The sequence below is a fragment of the Bacillus sp. EE-W1 genome, from assembly GCF_009760835.1.
GTDB lineage: Bacteria > Bacillota > Bacilli > Bacillales > Bacillaceae_G > Bacillus_A > Bacillus_A wiedmannii.
In genome coordinates this window covers 19969-29514 of sequence record NZ_WIPE01000115.1, presented here as the reverse complement: position 1 = coordinate 29514, position 9546 = coordinate 19969, and the positions used below count along the sequence as shown (strand labels likewise).

The following is a 9546-nucleotide window of genomic DNA, read 5'->3' as shown; positions in this document are numbered from 1 at the left end:
TCAGTGGGGGTCTTACTGCCCATTAAAGCGAAATAAAAAGAAATACAGGCAGTTTGCTGCCTGTATTTTTTTGTGTTAAACAAACGTTTGTCCAGTTATGATAATATAAAAAGAAAGAATGATATAAATGGTGGTGAATGAGTTCGTGGAGGCATGGATTTTTGAAATAATGCGGGCAGTTGGACGTTTTTTCTTACACCCTGCTGTCTATGTATTTTTAATAAGTAGTATCTTCGTTGGATACTTACGTATGTTACGAGAACGAAAGGATTTTTCCTTTAAAGTTTATGATATTTGGTTTGAACTGCGAACATCTCTATTTGCGGGAGTTGGATACGGATTAATCGTATCTATTCTTACAATTGGACTTGGCCTTGTCGTTTCCAAAGCGAGCTTATGGGTCATCTTACTTTGGACGTTATTATTTGGATTAACTGCTATGTATCGATATTTATCAGCAGCTTATACATTTAGTATCGCAATTGTATGCGTTCTAGTATCTTCTAAGCTACCAGTTTCCTTCTTACAGCTTGGAGAAGGGGAAGAGAGTACGATTGTATCTCTTGCTATTTTACTAGGTGTCATGCTCGTTGTAGAGGGCTTGTTGATTTCTAAAAATGCAGTAGGATATTCTACGCCGAAGATTAGGAAGGGTAAGCGTGGGCTAAAGATTGGTTTACACGAATCAAAGCGTTTATGGATCGTTCCTATTTTTATTCTTGTACCAGGTGATGCAGTAACGCAGTTTATTTCATGGTGGCCTGTCGTTTCAATCGGTTCACATACCTATTCTCTATTCCTCGTTCCATTTTTAATTGGATTTATGAGAAAGATTAGAAGTTATGAGCCAACGGAAGCTTTATTATTTACAGGAAGGCGTGTCTACGGATTAGCAGGAATTGTACTTGTTTTAGGAATCGCAAGTTATTGGTGGCACGTACTTGCCATTATCGCAATGGGAGTCGCAATGCTTGGGCGTTTCACAATTTCCATGCAAGAAAAAATTGCCGATGAGACGAGACCGGCGTATTTCGCTGCACGTAATGATGGACTTGTTGTATTAGATACAATCCCGAATACAATTGGGGCGGAGCTGAATTTACTGCCTGGAGAAGTGATTACGAAAGTAAATGGAGTCATTCCAAGAAGCGCTGAGGAATTTTATGATGCGCTTCAAACGAAGACGACAGGAGCATTTTGTAAATTAGAAGTATTAGATACAAATGGAGAGCTTCGCCTTGCCCAAACGGCATTATACGCCGGAGGACATCACGAATTAGGAATTGTGTTTGTTCAGCAGGAGCATGAGTGGGATTCGGAAGCGATGTAATAGAGGAAAGGGTATCACCTTGTGGTGATACCCTTTTTGGTTGTGGGGGCGGGATTAGTAGTAAATGAAATTTATATCGGTGATTATTCAAATATATCGAATTTATGGAAAAAACGACAACCATCGCAAACATTCTTTTTAGTTTCATAGACGGATAACTTGAATAATTATTTGATAATGGTTATCATTTAGTGAGTCTTTTTAATTTTGGAAAATGGAGGTAAGATATGCTACGTAAATTTTTTTCTTACTATAAACCGTATAAAGGTTTATTTATACTCGACTTTTCTTGCGCAGTTGTCGCAGGGTTACTAGAACTTGGCTTCCCGCTTATCGTAAATCAATTTATTGATAAGTTATTGCCAGGACAAAACTGGACGCTTATTTTATGGGCTTGTTTCGGTTTACTTGCAGTGTATATATTAAATGCAGGCTTACAATATGTCGTTACATATTGGGGACATATGCTTGGTGTTAACATTGAAACGGATATGAGACAGAAATTATTTGATCACATTCAAAAGCTATCATTCAGATTTTTTGACAATAATAAAACAGGTCATTTAATTTCACGTCTTACAAACGACTTAATGGAAATTGGGGAAATTGCTCACCATGGGCCAGAAGATTTATTTATCGCTGTTATGACTTTAGTTGGGGCATTCTCATTTATGATGATGATCAACTGGAAGTTAGCGTTATTAACGTTCTTCGTTATTCCATTCCTATTGTGGTTGGCACTTTACTTCAATAAAAAAATGACAGGTACGTTTAGACGTTTATTCTCAGACGTTGCTGATTTTAATGCATGTATTGAGAACAACGTTGGCGGTATCCGTGTTGTACAAGCATTCGGAAATGAAAAGTTTGAGAAAGAGCAATTTGCTGTAAACAATGCTCGTTTCCGTACAACGAAATTAATGGCGTATAAAATTATGGCGTTAAATTCATCGATTAGTTATATGCTCATGCGTCTCGTAACGCTCTTCGTCTTAATATGCGGTACATGGTTTGTTCTGCAAGGTGAATTAACGTACGGTGGATTTATCGGATTCGTTCTATTAACGAATATTTTCTTCCGCCCAATTGAAAAAATTAATGCGGTAATCGAAAGCTATCCGAAAGGGATCGCTGGTTTTAAGAGATATGTAGAGCTTCTTGAAACAGAGCCAGATATTGTAGACTCTAAAGATGCGATGGAAGTTAAACATGTACATGGTGATATTCAATATAGCAACATTACATTCGGATATGAAAATAAAGAACCGATTTTAAATGATATTAATTTGAAAATACATGCAGGTGAAACAGTTGCTTTCGTAGGACCATCAGGAGCTGGAAAAACGACGTTATGTAGTCTATTACCACGTTTTTATGAACAATCGTCTGGATCGATTCAAATTGATGGTATTGATACGAAAGATATGACGTTATCTTCACTTCGTAAGCAAATTGGAATTGTGCAGCAAGATGTGTTCTTATTCTCAGGAACAATTCGTGAAAATATCGCTTACGGAAACTTAAAGGCGTCAGAAGCTGAAATTTGGCAGGCAGTAAAACGTGCGCAGTTAGAAGACTTAATTTACTCACAACCAGACGGTTTAGATACCGTTATCGGTGAGCGTGGGGTGAAACTTTCTGGTGGACAGAAGCAGCGTCTAGCGATTGCTCGTATGTTCTTGAAAAACCCGCCAATTTTAATATTAGATGAAGCGACTTCCGCATTAGATACAGAGACGGAACTGGCGATTCAAAAATCACTTGCTGAACTATCTGTGGGCCGTACAACATTAGTTATTGCTCACAGACTTGCAACGATTAAAAATGCAGATCGTATCGTCGTTGTAAATAAAGATGGTATTGCAGAACAAGGTTCACATGATGAATTAATTGAACAAGGCGGAGGATACAGCAGGTTATACGAAGCACAGTTCAGTTCGTAAATATAATTTCTGCTGAATTAGTGCACCATAAGTAAGTGAAAATCTTATATGGGAGGCTATGAAGCATGATTGTAACAACAACGTCTACAATTCAAGGAAAAGAAATTATTGAGTATATCGATATCGTCAATGGAGAAGCGATTATGGGCGCGAATATCGTTCGTGACCTTTTCGCCTCTGTCCGTGACGTTGTCGGCGGTCGTGCGGGCGCTTATGAAAGTAAATTAAAAGAAGCGCGCGACATTGCAATGGAAGAGATGAAAACTTTCGCAAGACAAAAAAATGCGAATGCAATTGTTGGTATCGACGTGGATTACGAAGTAGTTCGCGAAGGAATGCTAATGGTTGCAGTGAGCGGAACTGCTGTCCGTATTTAAAGTGAAAAAGCCGTGCTGATGCACGGCTTTTTCACTTTTATTAATGCTATTCTATGTCGAAGTTCCAATATTTCTTGGGAAATGCGGAAGGCCCTGTCGATATATAGGGAAGACATTAGAGCGCTTCTTTACATTTCTGGATTTGAACTAATAATGTTTCGTATTCTTGTTCGAGAGATGGGATATCATCGTGATGATTTGGCATGGAAATTCGGCCGATAATTTCTGTTAATTTTGTTTGTAATCGTAATAATTCTTGTTCAGTTACGTTTACAGAATCCCCGGTGGTTCTTTTTGTGTATTGCTCGTAATTACCGTGGAATATTCTTGGTTCACTCTCATCTACTTGTAGAATATGGTCTGCAACAGAGCGAATAAAGGCACGGTCATGGCTAATGAAAAGTATTGTGCCAGGATATTCTTGTAACATGATTTCTAATTCTTCTTGCGTCGCTAAGTCTAAATAGTTTGTCGGTTCATCGAGCAGAAGCATATTATAGTTTCCTAAAAATACTTTTGCGAGTGCGACCTTCATTCGTTCGCCGCCACTTAAGACATGTACAGGTTTATGAACATCTTCACGGCGGAATAAAAGCCGTGCGAGTATTGTTCGAACGAATGCTTCTGTATAGTTGGTTTCTTCTAGAACGTTCTCTAAAATGGTTTTATCTGTTTTTAAAATTGATAGTGTTTGTTCAAAGTATCCAATTTTACAACTTTTCGAAAGCTGAATGCCACGCTCGTTTGCGAGAAGCATGTTGAACAAAGTTGTTTTGCCGCTTCCGTTTGCACCTAAAATAGCAAGTTTTGCACCAGGGGCAATGGTTCCATTCATATTTTTAAATAGTGTGCGGTCGCCTATTTTCTTTGTTGCTTTATTGAACTGTACTGCCACTTTACTATGAATGGGTGTATGGTATTGCACGTCAAACTGAGTCTGAGAAAGTTCCTTTGGCTTTTCTTTCTTTTCTAGTTTTTCGAGACGTGTTTCTAATGCTTTCGCTGCTTTGCTAACCTGTTCTTGGCCATGAGCCCCGCTTAACTTATAAAGTTTAGATTCAGATGAACTGAATCGAGTTGGGATTTTTGTCATATTAGAAGCACGTTGCTTTTTTTGTGAAATTGATTGCTCTAAACGATTTTTTTCTTGTATATATTGATCATATTCTGCTTGTTTTTGTGTTCGTTCACGTTCTTTTTGCTTTCGATAGTTGGAATAGTTTCCTTTATACTCTTGAATCGTCCCGTCTTCAATTTCAATAATTTTTGTACATATATTATCTAGAAATTCACGATCATGCGATATTAAAACAAGTGACCCTTTATAAGATAAAAGTGCCTTTTCTAATTGCTCTGTACCAACCATATCTAAGTGGCTTGTTGGTTCATCAGCAAATAAAATTCCTGCATCTTGTTCGAGAGCATGAGCAATCTTTAGCCGCATTCGTTCACCACCGCTCATTGCATCTGTAACGTTTGAAATACTCCATTTTCCTTTTGCGAGAGCAGAAGTGGTTTCCGGTAGTTCCTCGCTAAGTTGAGGAATGATGCTGATAGAACTATGATGAGTTACTATGCCTTTGTCAGCTTCTATTTCTTTACTTAATATTTGTAATAACGTAGATTTACCAGCTCCGTTGACTCCGACAATTCCTATGCGATCCTGTGCTTGAATTTCCAGTGACGGTAACGTAAATAGTGTGCGATCACCAAAGCTCTTTTCAATATTGCGTGCGAATAAAATAGTCATAAAAAAACCTCCCTAGTTTCACTAGAGAGGATAAACGTCGCCCTTGCATGTAAAAAATCGTACATAAATAAACGATTTTTTTACATGATCGTTTCGAAAGAAAGTATCGACAAATGGACAGACTAATCCCCTGCTAGTTTTCATCATTTTTTGTTCACTATTTGTGATGGATGAAATAAATAAGAGAATTAGAACTTCATTGGTCAAAGTACCTTCCTTTCATAATGTTACTTTTATTGTATGCGCATACAAAATGGTTTGTCAAACTTATTTCTATTTACTATTTTTGAACTTATTATTATACAATTGTACTTTTGCTAGAGCCTCAGCATCATTTTTGATTTCATCCAATCCATTCGCATCCCCAATAACATACCCTTCAAATGATGAACCAACAAAATCAAAGATATATTGGAACTGAGCAATAAGCGGTAATGCTTTCAGCTTTGGATTGTCTCCGCCAACGATGACAACGTACATTTTTTTACCTTTCATTTTTTCTTTGAAATGAAGAGATGTATCACGCAAGCTTTGTGACCAGCGATCGACGAAGTTTTTCATATGACCGCTCATTCCATACCAGTATAGCGGTGTAGCAAAGATAATTGTGTCGTGCTCTAACATACGCTCGATTAACTGCTCGTAGTCATCATTTACAGGTTGGAATCCTTCTGCATCATGGCGCTGATCTATGATTGGGTGGACGATATGATCACGCAAGTAAATTTGTTCTGTTTCAATTCCATCAATCACCATATGTGTTAAAGCTTCTGTATTTCCGTTTTGTCTTGAACTGCCATGTATAACAAACATGTAATCATCCCTTTTCTTTTGTTTGCTTTAGGAGTGAAACGTGTTTTTGCAAATTCGTTTGAATGCTAGAAAGTAATGAGATTTGCTTCGTTACTTCATTAAGTTTATCTTCATAAAGCGTAAGGATACTGCTGCAAGGATTTTCGTACAGGTGCGGCTCTATTTCGAGGCAGCGCAGCATCCTTGCCGTCTCTTCTAAATTTAAGCCAATTTGTAAGTACATTTGAATAAGCTCCACTTTTTCGATGGCACTTTCATCAAAGTCACGGTAGCCATTTGCGAGGCGCTTAGAAGGGAGTAATCCCTTTTCTTCATAATGTCTTAGTGATCTTTCGCTAACCCCGGTTTCTTTTGATAACTCTCCAATTCGCAATGTGTTTCACCCCTTGTACATGTATTGTAAACCTTCACACTAATGTGAAGGTCAATGCTGTTTTTTCGCAAAAGAGTCTACATAATTTAAAAACACCTGAATAGCTTTAGACGGGATGAAGTATTTGCCGCGCACGATGGAGAATGGACGGATGAGTTGTTCATTTGGAACTTCGACGTGGAATAGCTCTTTTGCCAGTAACTCTTTCCGTACAGTCCAATCAGAAAGTATAGCGATGCCAAGCCCGGCACTAACTGCTTCTTTCACGCTTTGGATACTACTGAATGTAAAGAAGCGCTTCAATTTTAAATGGTGTTGATGAATAAAGCGGTCACTATAAGCGCGTGTTCCAGAACCACTTTCTCTTAATACCCATACTTGATCTTGGAGTGTGCTTTCATTTATTTCATTTGTGCGGAGCAGTGGATGATTTGGCGGGACGACGAGCTTCATTTCATCTTGCATAAACGTTTCAACGTCCACGTCGGCGTATACGACTTGCCCTTCGACTAAGCCGATATCGATTTGATTAGAGCGAAGGCTTTGCAAAACGTCTTCTGTATTTGAGATAAAGGTATGAACTTCAACGTGTGGATTTTCATTCGCATAGTTAGCCAGTATTTTTGGAAGTAAGTATTCGCCAATTGTGAAACTAGCACCGATGCGAAGAGTTCCTGTTACAACGTTATGTAGCTCGTTAATTTCTTGCTTAGCATCTTCATAAAGAGAGAGCATTTGTTTTGCGTGTATATATAATATGTTTCCAGCTTCCGTCACTTGAACGTGCTTCGGAGAGCGCTGAATAAGTGTAGTGCCAAATTCGTTTTCTAAGTTGCGTATATGCATACTTACGCCAGGCTGTGAAAGGTTTAATAATTCTGCTGCACGGGAGAAATGCTTCTGTTCAACGACAGTAACAAATATTTTTAAAATGTCTACGTTCATGTAATGGGCTCCTTTCTTTTTCTATCATCTTATCATAAGTATTTCTGATGATAGAGATTCAATATTGATATTAAACTTATTATAGAAACTCTCTTATAATATAAGTAGAAAGAACATGCATGTTCCAATACGATTATTGGAGTGGTACAAAGTGGAACAAACACTTGTTATACAAAAGAAGAAGGGCTTTGGATTTTCGCAAGGTATTGGGATTACGTTATTAATCGCAATTGCCGCGAAATATTTAGCAGAGCTTCCATTTTTAAATATTATGGGACAATTAGTAATTGCTATTCTAATTGGGATGGTTTGGCGCGCAGTCATTGGAGTTCCACAAGAAGCGATAGCTGGAACGAACTTTGCGAGTAAGAAGTTGCTGCGCTTTGGGATTATCTTACTTGGAATGCGGTTAAATCTTGTTGATATTGCGAAGGCAGGGCCGAAAGTATTGGTCATCGCTGCCGCTGTTATTACATTTACGATTTTCGTTGTATATGGGCTAACGAAAGTATTTAAGGTAGAAAAGAAACTCGGAATTTTAACAGCGTGCGGAACAGCAATTTGCGGCGCGGCTGCGGTCGTGGCAATTGCACCACAAGTGAAAGCGAAGGATGAAGAAACGGCAGTTGGGGCAGCAATTATTGCAATTTTAGGTACAATATTTACACTTATTTATACGCTATTATACCCAGTGCTTGGCTTCTCACCGTACGGTTACGGTGTATTCTCAGGTGCGACGCTGCACGAAATCGCTCATGTCATCGCAGCTGCGGCGCCAGGAGGAAGTACGGCTGTAGACATCGCAGTTATCGTGAAATTAACGCGCGTTGCAATGCTTGTGCCAGTAGCGATTTTAATTGGATTATGGTTTGGTAAGAGTGAAGGTAGCGAGGAAAAAAAATCGTGGCGTGACCTTCCAATTCCGTGGTTCATCTTCGGATTTTTAGCGATGAGTGCAGTGCATTCGCTCGGGGTTATACCAGAAGTTGTTGCCGGATACATCGTTGTTCTTGCTTACATGCTTATTGCAATGGCGATGGCGGGGCTTGGTTTAAATGTAGAGTTTAAAACGTTCCGTAAGTTAGGAAGTAAGGCATTCGTGGCGGGGCTGATCGGCTCGGTTTTCCTTTCTATTCTTGGATACGTTCTTGTATATGCATTAGGATTTATGTAGTAGGACGAAGAAGCTGTTCCAAAAGATATTTTTGGACAGCTTTTTTTATGTTTATAGTGCTACGGGTGTCGATATATTAAAAAAATAGCTGATATAAATTTAATTACGCTTGTACTTTGTTAGAGAAGGTGATCAGTGAAACGTTTTTCTAAAATTTGTAAAGATATCTTCACTTATAACTGGAAAATATTTATAATTAAAGTAAAGATATCTTTACTTTCGAAGGTGGAGCCTATGGGTGTGAAAAATAAAATAAAAGAGTTAAGAAAGCAACATCATATAACGCAAGTTGAAATGGCAAAGGCGATGCAGGTGACGCGGCAGACGATTGTGGCGATTGAAAACCATCATTATAACCCGAGTCTAGAGTTATCCCTAAAAATCGCCAAATATTTTGGGGTGAAGGTGGAGGAAATATTTACGCTAGAGTAAGGGGAGAAAAAATGAACGATACTAAAAAGTTATTTATCGGTGCGACTTTTGGATTGTTTTTGGGAGACATTGTAGTTCATAGTATGAATCCGGCTATACCAATTTTACCGCTCGTAGTGAGTAACGTTTTAGCAATTGTATTTTTGATGGTGTATTCGTATTACAAAAAGCGTAAGTACAAAAAAGAAGAACTTCCAGATATAGATGAGCGAGTAAATGAAAATATAAAAAAATATGTAAATGTCTCATTTGTATTCGCGTTTCTATTGCTTATTGTTTATATTGTTGCGAGTAAAGCAATAGGCAGAGCTGTTATACCAGTGCAAGAAATATTTATGATATGTAGTTCCTTATTTGCGGGTAGTCTCATCATAGGAGTCATGATAGGGAAACGAGCATAGCGATAGGA

Annotated in this window: 10 protein-coding genes; 6 read left to right on the top strand and 4 right to left on the bottom strand. The window is 38.3% G+C overall.

Annotation, left to right across the window (positions count from 1 at the left end):
* Positions 1-145: 145 nt before the first annotated feature.
* The 3 genes from GFJ36_RS26455 (at position 146) to GFJ36_RS26445 (ending at position 3650) form a co-directional block, all read left to right on the top strand.
* A complete protein-coding gene (locus tag GFJ36_RS26455; RefSeq protein ID WP_137035902.1) occupies positions 146-1330 on the top strand; it encodes a PDZ domain-containing protein in 1185 nt (394 codons plus the stop codon).
* Between the two features lie 227 nt (positions 1331-1557).
* Positions 1558-3273, top strand: a complete 1716-nt coding sequence (locus GFJ36_RS26450; RefSeq protein WP_088064796.1) for an ABC transporter ATP-binding protein — start codon at positions 1558-1560, stop codon at positions 3271-3273.
* Between the two features lie 65 nt (positions 3274-3338).
* On the top strand, positions 3339-3650 hold the full coding sequence (locus tag GFJ36_RS26445) for a heavy metal-binding domain-containing protein (RefSeq protein WP_000637523.1): 312 nt from the start codon (positions 3339-3341) through the stop codon (positions 3648-3650).
* A 115-nt stretch (positions 3651-3765) separates the two neighbouring features.
* On the opposite strand, the gene abc-f is transcribed toward GFJ36_RS26445, so the two are convergent.
* The 4 genes from abc-f to GFJ36_RS26425 all read right to left on the bottom strand — a co-directional run bounded on the left by abc-f (position 3766) and on the right by GFJ36_RS26425 (position 7531).
* Positions 3766-5400, bottom strand: coding sequence for a ribosomal protection-like ABC-F family protein (gene abc-f / locus GFJ36_RS26440; protein ID WP_088064795.1), 1635 nt, complete (start codon positions 5398-5400; stop codon positions 3766-3768).
* A gap of 273 nt (positions 5401-5673) precedes the next feature.
* Complete coding sequence (locus GFJ36_RS26435) at positions 5674-6213, bottom strand: flavodoxin family protein (RefSeq protein WP_088064794.1); 540 nt, start codon at positions 6211-6213, stop codon at positions 5674-5676.
* Positions 6214-6217: 4 nt separating this feature from the next.
* Complete coding sequence (locus tag GFJ36_RS26430) at positions 6218-6586, bottom strand: MerR family transcriptional regulator (RefSeq protein ID WP_046955576.1); 369 nt, start codon at positions 6584-6586, stop codon at positions 6218-6220.
* Between the two features lie 51 nt (positions 6587-6637).
* Positions 6638-7531 (bottom strand): LysR family transcriptional regulator, encoded by an 894-nt coding sequence (locus GFJ36_RS26425; RefSeq protein ID WP_087983943.1) that lies wholly within the window; start codon positions 7529-7531, stop codon positions 6638-6640.
* A gap of 151 nt (positions 7532-7682) precedes the next feature.
* Here GFJ36_RS26425 and GFJ36_RS26420 point away from each other — a divergent pair, with 151 nt between their 5' ends.
* The 3 genes from GFJ36_RS26420 to GFJ36_RS26410 all read left to right on the top strand — a co-directional run bounded on the left by GFJ36_RS26420 (position 7683) and on the right by GFJ36_RS26410 (position 9538).
* A complete protein-coding gene (locus GFJ36_RS26420) occupies positions 7683-8705 on the top strand; it encodes a YeiH family protein (protein WP_137011607.1) in 1023 nt (340 codons plus the stop codon).
* A gap of 234 nt (positions 8706-8939) precedes the next feature.
* Complete coding sequence (locus GFJ36_RS26415; RefSeq protein ID WP_000538359.1) at positions 8940-9137, top strand: helix-turn-helix transcriptional regulator; 198 nt, start codon at positions 8940-8942, stop codon at positions 9135-9137.
* Between the two features lie 11 nt (positions 9138-9148).
* Positions 9149-9538 carry a hypothetical protein gene (locus tag GFJ36_RS26410; RefSeq protein WP_087983941.1) on the top strand — a complete coding sequence of 130 codons (390 nt, stop codon included), beginning with the start codon at positions 9149-9151 and terminating at the stop codon, positions 9536-9538.
* Positions 9539-9546 lie beyond the last annotated feature (8 nt).